At 74.8% G+C, this 17,397-nt stretch carries 14 protein-coding genes; 8 read left to right on the top strand and 6 right to left on the bottom strand.

Features of this window, described 5'->3' with window-relative positions:
- Together AB0B83_RS10070 and AB0B83_RS10075 are read right to left on the bottom strand one after the other, a co-directional pair.
- On the bottom strand, positions 1-1,633 hold a 1,633-nt coding region (locus AB0B83_RS10070), incomplete at its 3' end, for a phospho-sugar mutase (RefSeq protein WP_357577852.1).
- 47 nt (positions 1,634-1,680) lie between these two features.
- The gene (locus AB0B83_RS10075) at positions 1,681-3,849 is read right to left on the bottom strand and encodes a serine/threonine-protein kinase (protein ID WP_357577853.1); all 2,169 of its coding nucleotides are present in this window, start codon (positions 3,847-3,849) and stop codon (positions 1,681-1,683) included.
- 213 nt (positions 3,850-4,062) lie between these two features.
- Between AB0B83_RS10075 and AB0B83_RS10080 the strand changes: the two genes are divergently transcribed.
- Together AB0B83_RS10080 and AB0B83_RS10085 are read left to right on the top strand one after the other, a co-directional pair.
- Positions 4,063-5,646, top strand: coding sequence for a methylmalonyl-CoA mutase family protein (locus tag AB0B83_RS10080; RefSeq protein WP_357577854.1), 1,584 nt, complete (start codon positions 4,063-4,065; stop codon positions 5,644-5,646).
- 707 nt (positions 5,647-6,353) lie between these two features.
- Positions 6,354-7,613: an amidohydrolase gene (locus AB0B83_RS10085; RefSeq protein ID WP_357577855.1), complete on the top strand. Its 1,260-nt coding sequence runs from the start codon at positions 6,354-6,356 to the stop codon at positions 7,611-7,613.
- On the opposite strand, the gene AB0B83_RS10090 is transcribed toward AB0B83_RS10085, so the two are convergent.
- The gene (locus tag AB0B83_RS10090; protein ID WP_357577856.1) at positions 7,570-8,580 is read right to left on the bottom strand and encodes a DUF4349 domain-containing protein; all 1,011 of its coding nucleotides are present in this window, start codon (positions 8,578-8,580) and stop codon (positions 7,570-7,572) included. The two genes, AB0B83_RS10085 and AB0B83_RS10090, sit on opposite strands and share 44 nt — an antisense overlap.
- A gap of 116 nt (positions 8,581-8,696) precedes the next feature.
- Here AB0B83_RS10090 and AB0B83_RS10095 point away from each other — a divergent pair, with 116 nt between their 5' ends.
- From AB0B83_RS10095 to AB0B83_RS10110, 4 genes are all read left to right on the top strand, one after another.
- Positions 8,697-9,326 carry an MBL fold metallo-hydrolase gene (locus AB0B83_RS10095; protein ID WP_357577857.1) on the top strand — a complete coding sequence of 210 codons (630 nt, stop codon included), beginning with the start codon at positions 8,697-8,699 and terminating at the stop codon, positions 9,324-9,326.
- A gap of 5 nt (positions 9,327-9,331) precedes the next feature.
- The gene (locus AB0B83_RS10100) at positions 9,332-10,282 is read left to right on the top strand and encodes a hypothetical protein (RefSeq protein ID WP_357577858.1); all 951 of its coding nucleotides are present in this window, start codon (positions 9,332-9,334) and stop codon (positions 10,280-10,282) included.
- A gap of 28 nt (positions 10,283-10,310) precedes the next feature.
- Positions 10,311-11,054 (top strand): hypothetical protein, encoded by a 744-nt coding sequence (locus AB0B83_RS10105; RefSeq protein ID WP_357577859.1) that lies wholly within the window; start codon positions 10,311-10,313, stop codon positions 11,052-11,054.
- 132 nt (positions 11,055-11,186) lie between these two features.
- Positions 11,187-12,149, top strand: a complete 963-nt coding sequence (locus AB0B83_RS10110) for a GNAT family N-acetyltransferase (RefSeq protein WP_357577860.1) — start codon at positions 11,187-11,189, stop codon at positions 12,147-12,149.
- Between the two features lie 91 nt (positions 12,150-12,240).
- On the opposite strand, the gene AB0B83_RS10115 is transcribed toward AB0B83_RS10110, so the two are convergent.
- Entirely contained in the window at positions 12,241-12,696 is a 456-nt protein-coding gene (locus tag AB0B83_RS10115; RefSeq protein WP_132233291.1) for a gamma-glutamylcyclotransferase, read from the bottom strand.
- 165 nt (positions 12,697-12,861) lie between these two features.
- On the opposite strand from AB0B83_RS10115, the gene AB0B83_RS10120 reads away from it, so the two are divergent.
- Positions 12,862-14,265, top strand: coding sequence for an NAD(P)H-quinone dehydrogenase (locus tag AB0B83_RS10120; RefSeq protein ID WP_132233293.1), 1,404 nt, complete (start codon positions 12,862-12,864; stop codon positions 14,263-14,265).
- Here the strand turns inward: AB0B83_RS10120 and AB0B83_RS10125 are convergent.
- Positions 14,243-14,863 (bottom strand): DUF998 domain-containing protein, encoded by a 621-nt coding sequence (locus AB0B83_RS10125; protein ID WP_357577861.1) that lies wholly within the window; start codon positions 14,861-14,863, stop codon positions 14,243-14,245. The genes AB0B83_RS10120 and AB0B83_RS10125 overlap by 23 nt on opposite strands.
- A gap of 95 nt (positions 14,864-14,958) precedes the next feature.
- Entirely contained in the window at positions 14,959-15,606 is a 648-nt protein-coding gene (locus AB0B83_RS10130) for a DedA family protein (RefSeq protein ID WP_327030467.1), read from the bottom strand.
- A 529-nt stretch (positions 15,607-16,135) separates the two neighbouring features.
- Here AB0B83_RS10130 and thrS point away from each other — a divergent pair.
- The gene (gene thrS, locus AB0B83_RS10135; protein ID WP_357577862.1) at positions 16,136-17,353 is read left to right on the top strand and encodes a threonine--tRNA ligase; all 1,218 of its coding nucleotides are present in this window, start codon (positions 16,136-16,138) and stop codon (positions 17,351-17,353) included.
- The last annotated feature ends 44 nt before the right edge of the window (positions 17,354-17,397 follow it).

Here is a 17,397-nt window from a genome sequence, read left to right on the forward strand (position 1 = left end):
CGACGGGTTCCGGCACGGCGAGACCGTCGGAGGCGGCGGCAACCGGGGCCACCGGCCCGAGCGGCCGAAGCGGGGCTGGCGGAACGTCATCGGCATCCGCCTCCGGGAGCAGGTCCTGTGCCTCGGTGACCGGCTGCCCGAGCAGCGTCGTCGGGGTGGCGGCCCGGATCCGGGCCATCGCGTCGGCGATCAGCCGTAGGTCGTCCACCCGTACGGAGAGCTGGTCCGTGTGGTGCACGCCGAACTCGGCGGCCAGCTCGTCCAGCCGGTCGGTCAGGGTGCGCCCCTGCGCCTTGAGCCCGGCGGCCAGCTCCGCCACGGTCAGCGCGGCGGTGATGCCGTCCTTGTCGCGTACGTGCTCCGGGGCGACGCAGTAGCCGAGCGCCTCCTCGTAGCCGAAGACCAGCGGCTCGGTCCCGCCGCCGGCCCGGACGATCCACTTGAACCCGGTCAGCGTCTCGTCGTAGGGCAGGCCCCGGGCGGCACACATCGCCCGCAGCAGCGACGACGACACGATCGTGGTGGCGTACAGGCCGGTCACGCCGCGCCGCATGAGGTGGTCGGCCAGCAGCACGCCCACCTCGTCGCCGCGCAGCATCCGCCAGCCGGGCGGGTTCGCCGCCGGCTGATCCGGGCCGGCGACCGCTGCCTGCGTGCTCACCGCGGGACCGGTGTCCCGGACGGCCACCGCGCAGCGGTCCGCGTCGGGGTCGTTGGCGATGGCGATGTCCGCGCCGGTCGCCTCGGCCAGCGCGACCAGCCGGTCCACCGCCCCGGGCTCCTCCGGGTTGGGGAAGGAGACGGTCGGGAACGCCGGATCGGGCTCGGCCTGCTCGGGCACCACACCGGGCACGGGGAAGCCCGCGCGGGCGAACGCCGCGGTGAGCACCGCCGCGCCCACCCCGTGCAGCGGCGTGTACGCCACCGCCAGGTCGCGCGACCCGTCCGGGTCGATGACGGCGGCGGCCCGCTCCACGTAGGAGGCCACCAGGTCGTCGCCGAGCACCTGACCGGCCGGCCCGAGGGGCACCTCGGCCAGCGACCCGACCGACCGGATCGCGGCCTCGATGCCGGCGTCGGCCGGGGGCACGATCTGGGCGCCGTCGCCGAGCGTCCCGCCCAGTTCCGCGCCGAGGTAGACCTTGTAGCCGTTGTCCTGCGGCGGGTTGTGGCTGGCGGTCACCATCACCCCGGCGACCGCCCCGAGGTGGCGCACCGCGTACGCGAGCACGGGGGTGGGCAGCGGGCGGGGCAGCAGCAGCGCCAGGCGTCCCACGCCGGTGGCGACCTGGGCGGTCCGCTCGGCGAACTCGCGGGAACCGTGCCGGGCGTCGTACCCGATCACCAGCGGGCCGGAGCCGCCCTGGGCGGCGAGCCAGCCGACCAGCCCGGCGGCGGCCCGGGTGACCACCGCGAGGTTCATCCCGTTGGGGCCGGCGCGCAGCGGGCCGCGCAGCCCGGCGGTGCCGAAGGTCAGCGGGCCGGCGAAGCGGTCGGCCAGCTCCGGGGCGCTCGCCGGCAGGCGGTCGAGCACCGCCCGCAACTCCTCCCGGCTGGCCGGGTCGGGATCGTCGTCGAGCCAGCGCCGTGCTTGCTCGCGAATGTCGTCGATGTCAGTGGTTTCCGCCGGCATGTCTCTTGATAGCACGCCGGCGGATCACCACCGCGCTTCCCCCGGGCTCAGCCGGCCTCGGTGAGCTGGAACGTCTTCACCATCTCGTCGAAGATCGGCCGGCTGTCGGCGAACTTCGTGTCGGTCGAGGTGAGGTAGAACGAGTAGACCTTGCCCTCGTGGACCACGCCGCGCCACACGCCGTGCCGCTTGGCCTCGCCCTCGCCGCAGGTGTACTCGAACTCGGCCGCCGCCTTGCCGACCCACTGCACCTCGTTCATGGCGAGCTGGGCGTACGGCTTGGCGCAGGACTTGGAGCGGTTCTTCAGACCGTCCTCGGCGACCTCGGCCCAGCGCATCGAGTTGGTGCGGAAGTCCTCCACCAGGATCCGGACCTTGCGGCCCTCGTCCTCCGGGTCGACGTAGTCCACCCAGTTGCCGGCGCTTTTGATCTCCCAGCCCTGCGGCACCATGACCCGTACGCCCTTGCCGGTGTGCTCCTTCATCTCGGGCACGCCGGCGGCCGGGGCCTGCGACGTCGGGGCGGCCTGCGGGACGGTCGGCGCCGGGTCGTCGCCGCCGGTGAAGAGGACGACCGCCCCGATCAGCAGCAGTGCCGCCAGGCCGCCGGCGGCGGCGAGCTGCACCTTGCGCGGCCAGCCCTTGACGGTGCCGACGAGCTGGTTGCCGACGGCGCCGACCCGGCCGCCGAAGCCGCCGCCCGAGCCGCTCGCGGCGGGCGCGGTGGCGGGGGTCGCCCACGGCTGCCCGGTGCCCGGCACCGACCACTGGCCGCCGCCGTAGGTGCCGCCGAGGTGCTGGGTGGCCTCCGGCGGCGGTGCGCCGAAGACGGGCGCTCCGGCGCCCACCCGCTGGGTGGCCTCGGGCGGGGTGCCGAAGGTGGGCGTGCCCGCCTTCACCCGCTGGGTCGCCTCGGTCGGGCCGCTGAAGCCGACCAGGCCGGCGGCGTTGGTGCGCAGCTGCTGGGTGGCGTCCGACCCGCCGGACGTCATCCGCTGGGTCGCCTCGGCGCCGCCGTAGGTGCGGCCGGCCGGCGTGGACCCGCTCGGCGCCGGCATCGCGCCGGTGGGGGTGTGCAGCGGTCCGGCCAGGGCGTCGGCGCTGGTGTCGTCCATCGCGGCGGGGCTCGCGGCGAGGGCGGCCTGCGCGGGGCGCTCGCCCCGGCGCAGCGCCGCCAGCCGGTCGGTGAGCGACTCGCCGGGGTTGAGCATGGCCCGGCCGCCGATCTGCCCGCTCGGCTTCGGCTGCTCCGGCGCGGCGGCCGGCGGGGTCGGCACGGGCCGCTGCACCGGGACCACCGAGTAGGGATCGGTCACCGAGTTCACGGCGGCGGCGTTGCTGGTCAGCGGGCCGGCGAGCAGCTCGCGCAGCATGGCCCGGGCGGTGTGCACGTCGAGGCGGCGGGCCGGGTCCTTCTCCAACAGGCCCATCAGCACCCGGGCCAGCGGCCCGCTGCGCTGCGGCGGGGCAGGCGGGTCCTCGACCACGGCGTGCATGGTCTCGATCGGGTCGCCCTTGTCGAACGGGGGCCGCCCCTCCACCGCCGTGTAGAGCGTGACGCCCAGCGAGAAGAGGTCGCTCGGCGGGCCGAACTCCTGGCCCATCGCCCGCTCGGGGGAGATGAAGTGCGGCGAGCCGAGCACCATCCCGGGGGTGGTGAGCTGCACGTCGGTGGGCATCCGGGCCACGCCGAAGTCGGTCAGCACGCAGCGCCCGTCGGCGCAGATCAGCACGTTGGCCGGCTTGACGTCGCGGTGCAGCACGCCGATCGCGTGCGCCACCTCCAGCGCGCCGAGCAGGGCGATGCCGATCTTGGCGACCACCCGCTGCGCGACCGGCCCGTCCTCGATCACCATGTCGGCGAGGCTGCGGGCGTCGAGCAGCTCCATCACGATCCACGGCCGGCCGCCCTCGGTGACCACGTCGTAGACCTGGACGACGGCCGGGTGCTGGATGGCCGCCGCGGCGCGGGCCTCGCGCAGGGTGCGCTCGTACATGGCGTCGCGGTCGCTGGGGGCCAGCCCCGGGGGCAGGACGACCTCCTTGACGGCCACGTCCCGCCGCAGGAGTGTGTCCGTGGCACGCCAGACCGTGCCCATGCCGCCGTTGCCCACCGCCGAACGCAGCGAGTAGCGCTCGCCGATGGTCGTGCCGGGCGTCGCGCGTCCGTTGGGGGAACTGACTGGTCCGCCGCTCCACGTCGGGATCTGAGTCACAGAAAAGCCACCGGGGGAATTCGAGGGGGGCTGGGACACAACCCCCCTATCTTGCTGGTTCCGACGCCCGATGCGAAACCCGACGCGGCGGACGTTTGTCGAACTGGACGGTACGTGTCCGAGCGTTCACCTCTCGTCGATGCCCGTCGACGCGTCGACCGGTGTGCGGTATCCCTCACCCGCCGACGCCGTCGCGCGTCCTACCATCCGCTAATGAGCGAACCGCGGTCAAGCGAGTCCGGTTTCCCGATCAAGGGCGTCTACACGGCGGCGGACCTTCCGGAGGATCTGGACTCCCGGCTCGGCGGCCCGGGCGAGTTCCCGTACGCGCGCGGGGTCTACCCCACCATGTACACCTCCCGCCCCTGGACCATGCGCCAGTACGCCGGCTTCGGCACTGCCACCGAGTCCAACGCGCGCTACCACCAGTTGTTGCGGGCCGGCACGATGGGTCTCTCCGTGGCCTTCGACCTGCCGACGCAGATGGGCTACGACTCCGACGACCCGATCGCACACGGCGAGGTGGGCAAGGTCGGGGTGGCCATCGACTCGATCGACGACATGCGGCTGCTCTTCGACGGCATCCCGCTCGACAAGGTCTCGACCTCGATGACCATCAACGCGCCCGGCTCGGTGCTGCTCCTGCTCTACCAGCTCGTGGCCGAGGAGAACGGGGTCGCCGGCTCGGCCCTCAACGGCACGATCCAGAACGACATCCTGAAGGAGTACATCGCCCGCGGGACGTACATCTTCCCGCCGAAGCCCTCGCTGCGGCTGGTCGCCGACACCTTCGGCTACTGCCGCAAGGAGGTGCCGAAGTGGAACACCATCTCCATCTCCGGCTACCACATGGCCGAGGCCGGCGCGTCGCCCGCGCAGGAGATCGCGTTCACCCTGGCCAACGGCGTCGAGTACGTCCGGGCCGCGCTGGAGGCCGGCCTGGCCGTGGACGACTTCGCGCCCCGGCTGTCGTTCTTCTTCGTCGCCCGCACGACCCTGCTGGAGGAGGTGGCCAAGTTCCGGGCCGCCCGCCGGATCTGGGCCCGGCTGATGCGCGACGACTTCGGCGCCAAGAACCCGAAGTCGATGATGCTGCGCTTCCACACCCAGACCGCGGGCGTGCAGCTCACCGCCCAGCAGCCGGAGGTCAACCTGGTCCGGGTGGCGGTGCAGGGCCTCGGCGCGGTGCTCGGCGGCACCCAGTCGCTGCACACCAACAGCTTCGACGAGGCGATCGCGCTGCCCACCGAGAAGGCGGCCCGGCTGGCGCTGCGGACCCAGCAGGTGCTGGCGTACGAGACGGACCTGACCGCCACCGTCGACCCGTTCGCCGGCTCGTACGTGGTGGAGGCGATGACCGCCGAGATCGAGGCGGCGGCGACCGAGCTGATGGAGCGGGTGGCCGACCACGGTTCGGCGGTCGACGCCATCGAGGCGGGCTTCCAGAAGCGGGAGATCGAGCAGTCCGCGTACCGGATCGCGCAGGAGATCGATTCCGGCGAGCGGGTGGTGGTGGGCCTCAACCGGTTCACCGTCGACGAGGAGGAGCCGTACGAGCCGCTGCGGGTCGACCCGACGATCGAGGCGGCGCAGGCCGAGCGGCTGGCCCGGCTGCGTGCCGAGCGCGACGCCGGGGCGGTCGAGCGGGGACTGGCCGAGCTGCGGGCCGCCGCCGAGGGCACGGAGAACGTGCTCTACCCGATGCGGGAGGCGCTGCGGGCCCGCGCCACCGTGGGCGAGGTCTGCGGCACCCTGCGCCAGGTGTGGGGGCTGTACCGCCCGAGCGACCGGTTCTGATCACGTCGGCCGACGGCCGTCCGACCTCCCGCCGCGTCGGGGGCGGGCGGCCGTCGGCGTACGGTGCGGCGCTGCTTCACCCCTGCGCCGTAACCGGCCGGTGCACGTCCGGGTAACGACCCGCCCACGGCGCGTTCCCGCTGGTCGCGGGCGTGCGGGGCGGAGCGCTACAGTCGGAGCAGACGCTGGCCGCCCATCGGCGGCGCGGGCGCGTGGAGCAGTCCCGGCGACGCCGCCGGAGGGCCGCGCGCGGTGCGGGGCGACGTGGCCGACCGGCCACGGCGTGTGCCGGACGGGTTCGGGGGTAACCCGACCGGGTGGACGTGGACGCACACGGTGTGCGGTTGGTCGGCGACGGGGTGTGTGACCGTCTCGGGTGCCCTCGCTCGGGCGATGGTCGGGTAATTGTCGGAGTGTCCGTCGGTGTGACCGACTAATGCGACAATTCGGAAAAGCGGCCTCTGCGATCGGCATCGATTTCGCGACGGCCGGGCCGATTACGCGTTGTAGGAGGTGGGGGGCGGATGACGGCGTTCGACCGCGATCTACCTGCTGTCCCGCAGATCTACGAGCGCTCCGAGCAGGGCATACGTGACGCTGTGCGGTCCGACGGCTACCGGAACGACGTTGCGCAGCGTCACCGTCGGAGGTCTAGGCTGTCTGCTGTTCCTGATGATCCATCCATCTCTAGCGAACGAGAATTCGACGTGACGAGTGCGTTGACGCTGCCCACCGGCAACCAGCTGGCGTCGTCCTGGCCGGAGGCGCCGGCCGGCTCCCAGCCCCTGCCGTTCGAGCTGGACCACCTGCTCGCCCTCCGGGTGCCCGGGCTGATCGCCACCCGTCGCCACCTCCACTCCCACCCGGAGCTCTCCGGCGAGGAGTTCGAGACGGCCGCCCTGATCGCCCGGGAGCTCACCCTGGCCGGGCTGAGGCCGCGGCTGCTGCCGAAGGGCAACGGGGTCATCTGCGACATCGACGGCCGCCCCGACGGCCCGGTGGTCGCGCTGCGCGCCGACATCGACGCCCTGCCGCTGACCGACTCGAAGGACGTGCCGTACCGCTCCACGGTGGACGGCGTCTGCCACGCCTGTGGCCACGACGTGCACACCACCGTGATGCTCGGCGTCGGCATGCTGCTGGCCCAGCTCGCCGACCTCGGCGAGCTGCCCGGCCGGGTCCGGCTGATCTTCCAGCCCGCCGAGGAGATCCTGCCCTGCGGCTCGCTGGAGGTCATCGAGGCGGGCGGCCTGGACGACGTGGTGCAGATCTTCGCGCTGCACTGCGACCCCAACCTGCCGGTCGGGCAGGTCGGCCTGCGGGTCGGCCCGATCACCGCCGCCGCCGACAACGTCACCGTCCGGCTCACCGGCCCGGGCGGGCACACCGCCCGCCCGCACCTGACCGTCGACCTGGTCGACGCGCTGGGCCGCCTGATCACCGAGGTGCCGGCCCTGGTCAGCCGCCGGGTGCCGGCCAACAGCGGGCTGCTGCTGGTCTTCGGCCACGCCTCGGCCGGCACCCGTTACAACGTCATCCCCTCCGAGGCGTGCGCCTCCGGCACCCTGCGGGTGATGGACCGCGACACCTGGGAGTTGGCCCCCAAGATCGTGGGTCAGGTGGTCCGCGACGTCGTCGCGCCGACCGGTGCCACCGTCGACCTGGAATACCTGCGGGGCCGCCCGCCCGTGTGTAACGACTCCCGGGCCATCCAGGTCCTGACCGGCGCCACCGTCGCCGCGCTCGGGCCGGAGGGCGTCGCCGAGACCCCGCAGAGCATGGGCGGCGAGGACTTCTCCTGGTACCTGGAGTACGTCCCCGGCGCGCTCGCCCGGCTGGGCGTCGGCCGCTCCGGCCCGAACGTGGACCTGCACCGGGCCTCGTTCGACGCGGACGAACGGGCCATCCCGGTCGGCGTACGACTCATGGTCCAGACCGCGCTGCGGGCACTGGCGGCGGCGCGGTAGGCGGCAGCGGCGCGGCCGGTCCGGTCGGCGTCATCGCCGGCGGGGCCGTACGCCGCCGCCGGCGCAGCACCACCAGCAGCACCGCCACCGGTACGCCGATCGCCAGCAGCCACGGCAGCACCGCGCCCAGCACCGTCAGCAGGATGGTCATGGAGGTCAGGAAGACCTTCCAGCCGCCCTTGAAGCCCGCCAGGAAGCCGATCTCGGTTTCCTCGTCTGCGGTGCTCGCGTCGGGGCCGACCAGCGACACGGTGATCGTCGACAGGCTGGTCAGGTCCGCCAGCCGCTCCTTCTTCGCCTCCAGCGAGGCGAGGTCGGCCTCCCGGCGCGACAGCTCGTTCTCCAGCGACACCAGGTCGCTGATCGAGGTGGCCCGGGCCAGCAGCTTGCGGGCGCTCTCCACCCGGGCGCGCTGGGTCGTGATCCGCGCGTCCAGGTCGACCATCTGCTCGGTGACGTCCTCCGTGCGGATCTCCCGCCGCTGCTGCCGGCCGAGCTTCGCCAGCTCGTCGACGACGCCGTGGAACTTCGCCGCCGGCACCCGCAGCTCCAGCTCGGCCCGCGCGTCCGCGTCGGCGCTGCGCCGCTGGTCGCCGCCGATGAAACCACCGGCCGCCGTGACCGTGGCGATCGCGCTCCGCGCCGCCTCGTCCACATCGTCCACCTGCACGCGCATCGTGCCCGTGTAGATGATGGAGCGCTGGTCGACCCGCAGGTCCGGTGCGCCGGCGCCGCTGCCCTGCTCGGCCTTGCCGCCGCCCCGCTCCGCCGCGCCACCCGCCGGGTCCGCAGCGCCACCGGCCTGGTCCGCCGCGCCGCCGGCCCGGTCCCGCTCCGCCGGGGCCGCCGCCGGCCCGCTGTCGGCGTTGTCCCGCGCGTCGCTGCCGCAACCCGCGAGCGCGAACAGCGCCACCAGCGCGGCGGCCGTCAGCCGTACGCCTCGACGTCGCCGATCCCGTCCGTCCATCCCGCCTCCATCGTCCTCGCCCCCGTGCGGGGCGATACCTCAGACGTGACGCGTCCCCACGTCGGTTCCGGCAGACTGCGCTCAGGACATCACGATTCGATAATCTTGGAGTCACGATGCAGCTCACCAAGTACGCCCACTCCTGCCTCCGGGTGGAACACGACGGGGGAGTGCTGGTCATCGACCCGGGTGTGTTCAGCGATCCGGCTGCGCTCGACGGGGCCGACGCGGTGCTGATCACCCACGAGCATCCCGACCACCTCGACGTCGAGGCGGTCACCCGGCAGCTCGACCGACGGCGCTTCGTCATCCACGGGCCGGCGTCGCTGGCCGACACCCTGGGCGACGCCGCCGAGGCGCTCGACGCGGTCCGACCCGGACAGTCGTTCACGGCCGCCGGCGTGCCGGTACGCGCCCACGGCGGCCGCCACGCCGTGATCCACCCCGACATCCCGGTGATCGACAACCTGGCGTACCTGCTGAACGACACGGTGTACCACCCCGGGGACAGCCTGGTCGTCCCCGAGGACGCGCAGGTCGACACGCTCTTCCTGCCGATCCACGCGCCGTGGACGAAGTTCTCCGAGTCGCTGGACTTCCTCCGGGCGGTCGCCCCGCGCCGGGCGTACGCGCTGCACGACGGGCTGCTCAACGACAACGGGCTCAACGTGCTCAACGGCAACTTCACCCGGCTGTCCGACGTGGAGTACCGCCGGCTCGAACCGGGCACCCGGATCGACGCCTGACGGCGATGCCCGGCCCGCCCCGAGAGCTGGTGCACCGGCTCTACACCACCCCGCCGGACCGGTTCGTCGCGATCCGCGACGAGGCCGTCGCCGAGGCCCGCCGCGCCGGCGACCCGAAGGCCGCCCGGGAGATCGCCAGGCTGCGCCGGCCCACCGTGGCCGCCTGGCTGGTCAACCTGCTCGCCATCCGCCGCCCCGAGCTGGTCGCCGACCTGGCCCAGCTCGCCGAGGCCCTGCGCACCGCCCAACGCGAGCTGCGCGGGCCCCGGCTGCGGGAACTCTCCACCCAGCGGCGGGCGGTGGTCGGCGCGCTCGTCGCCGAGGTACGCAAGCTGGCGGCCGGGGTGGAGGAGGCCCCGCCGACCGGGAAGCTGCCGCTGGGCGAGGTGGAGGCCACCCTCAACGCCGCGCTCGCCGACACCGACGTCGCCGAACAGGTCCGCTCCGGCCGGCTGCTGCGGGCCGCCACGTACGCCGGCTTCGGCGAGGTGCCCCGCCCCCAGCTGCGGCTGGTGACCGGCGGGGAGGAGCCGGAACCGGAGCTCCGGCCCGAGCCGGCCGGGAAGCAGCGGGGCGGCGTCGACCGGGCCGCGCTCCGGGCCGAGCAGGCGGAACGGGCCGCCCGGGCGGAGCGGGCGCGCCGCCGGCGGGCGCTGGAGAAGGAGCTGGCCAGGGCGCGTACCGACCAGGAGCGCGCCGAGGCGGAGCTGGCCGGCGCGACGGCGGCCGAGCGCGACGGCGTCGGCGCCCTGGACGCGATCGAGGCGGAACTGGCCGAGCTGGAGCGGCGCCGGGCCGTCGCCGAGCAGGACCTGAGCCGGGCGAGGCTGGCCCGGCGCGGGGCGGAACGCACGGTGACGGCCGCGCGCCGCCGCGCCGGCGAGGTCGAGGCGGCGGTGGAGGCCCTCGACGCCGAAGAGGGGGATGCCGAGTCGGGCGGCGGCGCGGCAGACTGACCCCTGTGGACGGACGGGGAGCGGGCGGATGACGCCGGAACAGGTCGCCGCGGCCAGCAAGCCGATCGTGCTGGACCTCGGCGACGTCTTCACCCGCTGCCCGACCACCCTGCGTCGGGCCCGGCTGCTCGGCATCCCCGGCTGGGCGTTCTACGTCACCGGGCGGGCCGGTGCCCTCGGGGACGTGCGCGCCGAGACGGTCGCCGCCGCCCTCGGCTTCCTGGCCCCCGAAGCGGTCGCCGACGGCTGGGACGCGGCCCGCCGGGTCGTCCCGCCGGTCGAGGTGGCCGCCGCCACCATGGTCGAGTGCTGCCGGTGGGGCGAGGAGCGGCTCGACACCCTCGCCGGGGTGAGCCGGCTCGCCGCCCTGCTCAGCCGCGCGGTCGACGCCGCGGACGCCAGCGGCATGCCGCTCTTCGCGGCCTGGCGCGCCATGCCGGTGCCGGTCCGGACGGCCGGCGCCCGGGCGGCCGTCGGCCTGCGCCTGCTCAGGGAGCACTTCGCCGGGGCCCACCTGATCGCGGTCCGGGCCAGCGGGATGACCCCGCTGGAGGCCGTGCTCGCCGGCCCGGACGGGGAGGCGGGCGCGGTCGCCTGCGGCTGGCCGCCGCCGTACCCGCCGGTCGGGCCGTTGGTGCGCAGGCGGCTCTGGGCCGAGGCGGTGACCGACCGGCTGGCCTCGCCGGCCTTCGCGGCGCTCGGCCCCGCCGACGGCACCGAGCTGGTGGAGCTGCTCACCGCGACCCGGGCCCACCTGACCGACCCGGGCTGAGCCGCCGCGCCGGACCCCGGTCCGCGCCGGAACGGTGCCCGCGCAGGAACCTGGTCCGCGCCGGAGCCCGGCCGCCGGGGCGGGCCGGAAAATCGGCGGCGACCCGCCGGCCCGCCTGTCAGGATCGCCCCCGTGACTCTTCCCGCCGGCTGGCACGCCCGCCGACCCACCCTGGACGACGTACCGGCGATCCTGGCGGTGGTGCACGCCGCCGACACCTTCGCCATCGGCTACCCGGACTTCGACGCCGACGACGTGCGCGAGGCGCTCACCGCGCCGAACGTCGACCCGGAGCGGGACTCCTGGGTGGTGGCCGATCCGGAGGGCGCGCTGGTGGCCTGGGCGATCCTGCAGAACGAGACCGGGACGGGGCGGGAGTTCGTCGACGTGTTCGTCGACCCGGACCGGGGCGCGGAGGTGCGGGCGCCGCTGCTGGCCCGGCAGCTGGACCGGGTGGCCGCGCGGGCCGCCGAGCGCGGTCTGCCGGACCTGACCGTGCGCTGCCCCGCCTGCGAGCCCGAGCGCCGGTGGGCGGCCGAGCTGACCGAGGCGGGGTTCGACTTCGTCAAGCGGTACCAGCTCCTGCGCCGGTCGTTGGCGGGGGTGCCCGGCGAGCCGCCGCCACCGCCGCCCGGGGTGACGGTCCGGCCGGTGCGTCCCGGCGACGAGTCGGAGCTGCGCGACTTCCACCGGATCTTCGACACCGCCTTCCGCGACACCCCCGACTACGAGCCGTCGGGCTACGACCGGTGGCGGGCCCTCATCAGGCCCGGGACGGCCTGGGACGAGTGGTTCGTCGCCGAGGTGGACGGGCAGCCCGCCGGCGTGCTCCGGTCGTCCGACCAGGCGCTCGACCGGAACGAGGGATGGGTCAGAAACCTCGCGGTGCTGCCCGGTCACCGGCGTCGCGGGGTGGGCGCGGCACTGCTGAACCACGCGTTCGCCCGGTACGCGGAGAAGGGCCGGGAGTCCGTCGGCCTCGGGGTCGACCTGGCCAACCCGACCGCGCCGCTCTCGCTCTACCGGTCGGTGGGGCTGCGCGAGGTGCGCTGGGTCGACATGTACGAGCTGGTCGTGCCGGCCGCCGGTGTGTGATTGACGACGCCGGGCGGGGCCGGATGGGGGCCCCGCCCGGCGCCGGAGCAGACTGGGGGCCGTGGGATACGCGCGGGGCCGACCGTACGGGCTAGGCCGACGCGGTGCCGGTGGGACGGGACCGCAGCTCGGTGACGTAGTCGTCCGGCGCGCCCGCCTTCTCGGCGGCGTTCGCGATCTCCGAGAGGTACCACGCCGTGGGCAGCCCGCCCTCGTACCCGTCGAAGACGTAGATCCACGCGGTCACGTCGCCGTCGAGGGTGGAGATCCGCACGTGCAGCTTGCGGTACGTGCCGGCGGTCACCCCCTCCAGCTCGTCGAGCTGGGCGGCGTCGTAGGGGTGGATGTCGTAGATGGCCACGAAGACCCGGTCGCCGGGCGACTCGACGACCGTGCTGACCGCGCCCTCCCAGCCGATCACGTCCTCGCCCGCGAAGGTGAGCCGCCAGCCTTCCAGCCAGCCGGTGCCCACCATCGGCGAATGCGGGCAGTAGGCGCGCATGCGGGCGGGGTCGAGGTTAGAGCCGTAGGCGGCGTGATGACGCACGGCGATGACGATAGCCCGCCCGCGGGGTGGGGGAGAATACGACTGAGCGTGTCGGACGCGTTCGGGAGAAGAAAGTCACTGTGAGCATTGGTCGGAGGCGGGCACGGTGAGCGCGAGGAGCGCAGCGGAGCGGAGCCCCGCAGCCGCGAACGAGAGGATGGCCCTGTGAGCCGGATCGTGATCATCGGCGGTGGACCGGCCGGCTACGAGGCGGCCCTGGTCGCCGCGCAGCTGGACGCTGATGTCACCGTCGTGGAGGCCGAGGGCGCCGGCGGGGCCTGCGTGCTGTCCGACTGCGTACCGTCGAAGACCTTCATCGCCAGCTCGGAGGTGGTGACCGGCTACCGGGACACCGAGGAGTTCGGGGTGGACTCCGACGGCCTGGAGGCGGTCACGGTCGACGCCGGCGCGGTGCACGAGCGGGTCAAGCGCCTCGCGCTCGCCCAGTCCGCCGACATCCACGCCAAGCTGGTCAAGGCCGGGGTGACCTTCGTGTCGGGCACCGCCCGGCTCGGCGAGGACACCCTCGGGCACACCCACCGGGTGCTCGTCACCCCGACCGACGGCGGCGGCGAGCAGTCCATCGCCGCGTCGACCGTGCTGGTCGCCACCGGCGCCACCCCGCGCCAGTTGCCCACCGCCGTACCGGACGGCGAGCGCATCCTGACCTGGCGCCAGGTGTACGACCTGCCGGAGCTGCCCGAGCACCTGATCGTGGTCGGCTCCGGCGTCACCGGCGCGGAGTTCGCCAGCGCCTACCTGGCGATGGGCGTGCCGGTGACGCTGGTGTCGAGCCGCGACCGGGTGATGCCGCACGAGGACGCCGACGCGGCCATGGCCATCGAGCGGGTCTTCCGCACCCGGGGCATGAGCATCCTCAACAACTCCCGGGCCGACGCGGTCCGGCGTACCGCCGACGGGGTGGAGGTCGAGCTCTCCGACGGCCGGAAGGTGGCCGGCTCGCACGCGCTGATCGCGGTCGGCTCCATCCCCAACACCGCCGACCTGGGCCTGGCCGAGTACGGCGTCGCGCTGGCCCGGGGCGGCTACGTCACCGTCGACCGGGTCTCCCGGACCAACGTGCCCGGCATCTACGCGGCCGGCGACTGCACCGGGGTGCTGCCGCTGGCCAGCGTCGCCGCCATGCAGGGCCGGATCGCGATGTGGCACGCGCTCGGCGAGGCGGTCCGGCCGCTGCGGCTGCGTACCGTCGCGGCGAACGTGTTCACCGACCCGGAGCTGGCCACGGTGGGCGTCTCGCAGGACGAGGTCGACTCGGGCAAGGTGCCGGCCCGGCAGGTCATGCTGCCGCTGGACGGCAACGCCCGCGCCAAGATGGACGGCCTCGCCGACGGCTTCGTCAAGCTCTTCTGCCGCCCGGCCAGCGGGCAGGTGATCGGCGGCGTGGTGGTGGCGCCGAAGGCCAGCGAGCTGATCCTGCCGATCACCATGGCGGTGGAGAACAACCTCACGGTCAACGAGCTGGCCCAGACGATCACGATCTACCCGAGCCTGTCCGGCTCCATCACCGAGGCCGCCCGCCAGCTCATGCTGCACGAGCTGGAGTGACCCGCCGGAGCAGGGTGACCGCGACGACGACGAGCACGGCGACCTCGGTGAGGATCAGCAGGCGCTCGACCAGGCCGAGCAGCAGCCGGTCGCCGGCGTAGGCGGACCAGACCATCGTCGCCGCCAGGACCACGCTGGCCGTGGCGAGACCGCGTACCCGGCGGCCCGCGGCTGCGGGCAGGCGTCGGGCGAGCAGCCAGCCGGCGGCCGGCAGCGCCAGGAAGGCGACCACCGAGGCGTACCGGTGGACGTAGGCGGCGGTGTCCATGGGCAGGCCGGGCTCGTTCGTCGGCACCACCGCGGCCAGCAGCAGCCCGCCGACCCAGGCGGCCAGGAACGCCTCGGCCGCCCGTCCCGCTCCGGCGGCGGGCGGCCGGTGGCCGCGCCACAGGGCGGGCAGGAGCACGGCGGTGGCCGCCGCGAGCACCAGCATGGCGACGTCGATGACGCCGCCCCGGTCGGAGACGGCGTAGTCGCTGACGGTCAGCGTCCACGGGTCCAGGTTCTCGTTGACCTCGACGTGGCCGATCACGGCGAGCAGCGTCGCCAGGGCGATCCCGCCGAGGGCCAGCAGTCCACTGTTCCGGGTTCCGCGCATGGCTCAGCCTGTCCCGCGAGGGACCCCAGACGGATCCGGGCCGCCCACCGAGATCGGCCCCCGGGACCACCCCTAGGCGGCGCCGGGGCGGCCGGTCACTCCGCCCCGGGCGCGTCCCGCCTCGCCGCGACGACGACCGGCACCGCGACCGACTCGGCCGCCCGCCGGGCCCCGACGGCGGTCATGGCCCAGCCCGCCGCCGCGAAGCCGGCCGCCGCGACCCCCGCGATCAGCGCCAGCCGCCACGCGCTCTCGGTGAGCGCCGTCCCGCCGAGGTGCCCGACCAGCCCGCCGTACGTCGCCCAGGCCAGCGCCGCCAGGCCCTCGTAGAGCAGGAAGAGGCGGTACGGGTACCGGCTGCGGCCGGCCGAGAAGCAGGCGGCCATCCGCCCGCCGGGCACGAAGCGGCAGAGCAGGATCACGAGCGGCCCGGGTCGGCGCAGCCCCTGGGTGACCCGGCTGGCGACGCGCCGGGCCCGGCCCCGTTGGGCGTCGCGCGGCGCCCGGCGGTCCGGCGCGCCCCGCCCGAGCAGGTAGCAGGCCAGGTCCCCGACGAAGACGCCGAGCGCGCCGACGGCGATGGTCACCGGCAGGTTCAGCCCGCCGTACACGGTGAGCGCGCCGCCGGTGATCATCACGACCTGGGTGGGGATCACGGGGACGAAGGCGTCCGCGACCAGCAGCGCGAGCAGTGCGAGGTACGCCCAGGCCGGCGTTGCGACCTCAGTGAGTAGTTCGGGCACGACTGCCACCTCGCCGGACGGGGCCGATTGCGGGTACCGAGCCTGACGGGTGGTCCGGCGTCACGGGGCGGGACCCTGGCGCGTGGTGACCACCGACACGGCAGGGCCACCGGACACAACGAGCGGAGACCGCCGCGGGTGACGGATGGGCGCGGCGCCGAGGGTCGGCGGACCGGGGCGCCCCGGCGTACCGTTGTCGGGGCGCGGCCCCACGACCGTCAGGTCCCCCGTTCCTGACGGTGCGGCCGCCGCGGGCCGTCGGCAGGTCCCGTGCCGGCGGCCCGCCCCCGTGCCCGTCCGCGCTCCCGCCCCCCTCGTGCCGGGCCGCCCGGAAAAACCGGCTGCGGTCCCCGCGGGCAGGGCCGTACGGTCGCGGCATGCGCAGTGCGGTATCCACCACGACGCCGGGAGACCCCGGCGCGCCGTACTGACCTGACCGTCGACGAGGCCCCGGGGCGATCCGCCCCGGGGCCTCGCGGCGTCCGGTGACCGGGTCGCCTCCGGGTCGTACCCGATCAAGGAGCGCGACATGATCGACCACCGCAGGCTCGGCCGGGAGCTGGAGCTGTTCGGTTCCGACCCGCTGGCCGGCGCCGGGCTGCCGCTCTGGCTGCCGGCCGGCGCCGCCGCCCGGCACGCCGTCGAGGAGTACGTCCGCGAGCTGGAACGCCGGGCCGGCTACCGGCACGTGTCCACCCCGCCGCTGGGCAGGCGGGAACTCTTCGAACTCTCCGGCCATCTCGGCTACTTCGCCGAGGACATGTTCCCGCCGATGGCGCTCGGCGCCGACGACGAGCTCGTGCTGCGCCCGGCGCTCTGCCCGCACCACGCCCTGGTGTTCCGGGCCCGGGACCGCTCCTACCGGGAGCTGCCGCTGCGGATCGCCGAGCTGGGCGGCATGTACCGCGCCGAGCGCTCGGGGGTGCTCGGCGGGCTGTCCCGGGTGCGCGCCATCTCGCTCAACGACGCGCACAACTTCTGTGCCCTGGAGCAGGTGGGCGAGGAGGTCGTCGAGATCCTCCGGCTGATCCGCGAGGCGCACGCCGCGCTCGGCGTACGGCCGGCGGGGTTCCGGCTGTCGCTGCGCGGGCCGGGGGAGAAGTACGTCGGGGACGACGCCGGCTGGGTGCGGGCCGAGGAGCTGCTGCGCGCCGCGCTCGACGGGGTGGAGTTCACCGAGGCGCCGGGGGAGGCCGCGTTCTACGGGCCGAAGATCGACGTGCAGGTGCGCGACGCCGCCGGGCGGGAGTTCACCCTCTCCACCGTCCAGCTCGACTTCGACAAGCCGGAGCGGTTCGACCTGTCGTACACCGACGCGTCCGGGGCGCGGCGTCGACCGGTGCTGGTGCACCGCAGCCTCGTGGGCAGCATGGAGCGGCTCTTCGCGTACCTGATCGAGGTGCACGAGGGCGCCTTCCCCGCCTGGTACGCCCCGGTGCAGCTGGTGGTGCTGCCCGTCGGCGACGACCAGGCCGGGGCGGCGGCCCGGCTCGCCCGCGACGCGCTGGCTGCCGGGCTGCGCGTCGAGGTCGACGGGGCCGGTTCGCTGGGCTCCCGCATCCGCGACGCGGCCCGCGCCCGGGTCCCGTACGCCGCCGTCGTCGGACCCCGCGAGGCGGCCGGGGGCGCGGTCTCCCTGCGGTTGCGCGGCGGCCGGGCCCTGGACCCGATGCCCGCCGCCGACGCCCTCCGGCTGATCGGCGCGGTGGTGGCCGACCGCGGCCCGGCCCTGCTGCCGACCCGCTGAGCCCCCGCCCGGCCCCGACCCCGTCGACCGCCCGCCCGTCGCCG

Source organism: Micromonospora sp. NPDC049060 (genome assembly GCF_040649055.1).
Lineage (GTDB): Bacteria > Actinomycetota > Actinomycetes > Mycobacteriales > Micromonosporaceae > Micromonospora > Micromonospora reichwaldensis.

Coding starts and splice junctions, on each gene's coding strand:
- AB0B83_RS10080 (WP_357577854.1), top strand. CDS start 4,063: ATGAGCGAACCGCGGTCAAGCGAGTCCGGTTTCCCGATCAAGGGCGTC.
- AB0B83_RS10090 (WP_357577856.1), bottom strand. CDS start 8,580: ATGGACGGACGGGATCGGCGACGTCGAGGCGTACGGCTGACGGCCGCC.
- AB0B83_RS10095 (WP_357577857.1), top strand. CDS start 8,697: ATGCAGCTCACCAAGTACGCCCACTCCTGCCTCCGGGTGGAACACGAC.
- AB0B83_RS10100 (WP_357577858.1), top strand. CDS start 9,332: ATGCCCGGCCCGCCCCGAGAGCTGGTGCACCGGCTCTACACCACCCCG.
- AB0B83_RS10105 (WP_357577859.1), top strand. CDS start 10,311: ATGACGCCGGAACAGGTCGCCGCGGCCAGCAAGCCGATCGTGCTGGAC.
- AB0B83_RS10125 (WP_357577861.1), bottom strand. CDS start 14,863: ATGCGCGGAACCCGGAACAGTGGACTGCTGGCCCTCGGCGGGATCGCC.
- thrS (WP_357577862.1), top strand. CDS start 16,136: ATGATCGACCACCGCAGGCTCGGCCGGGAGCTGGAGCTGTTCGGTTCC.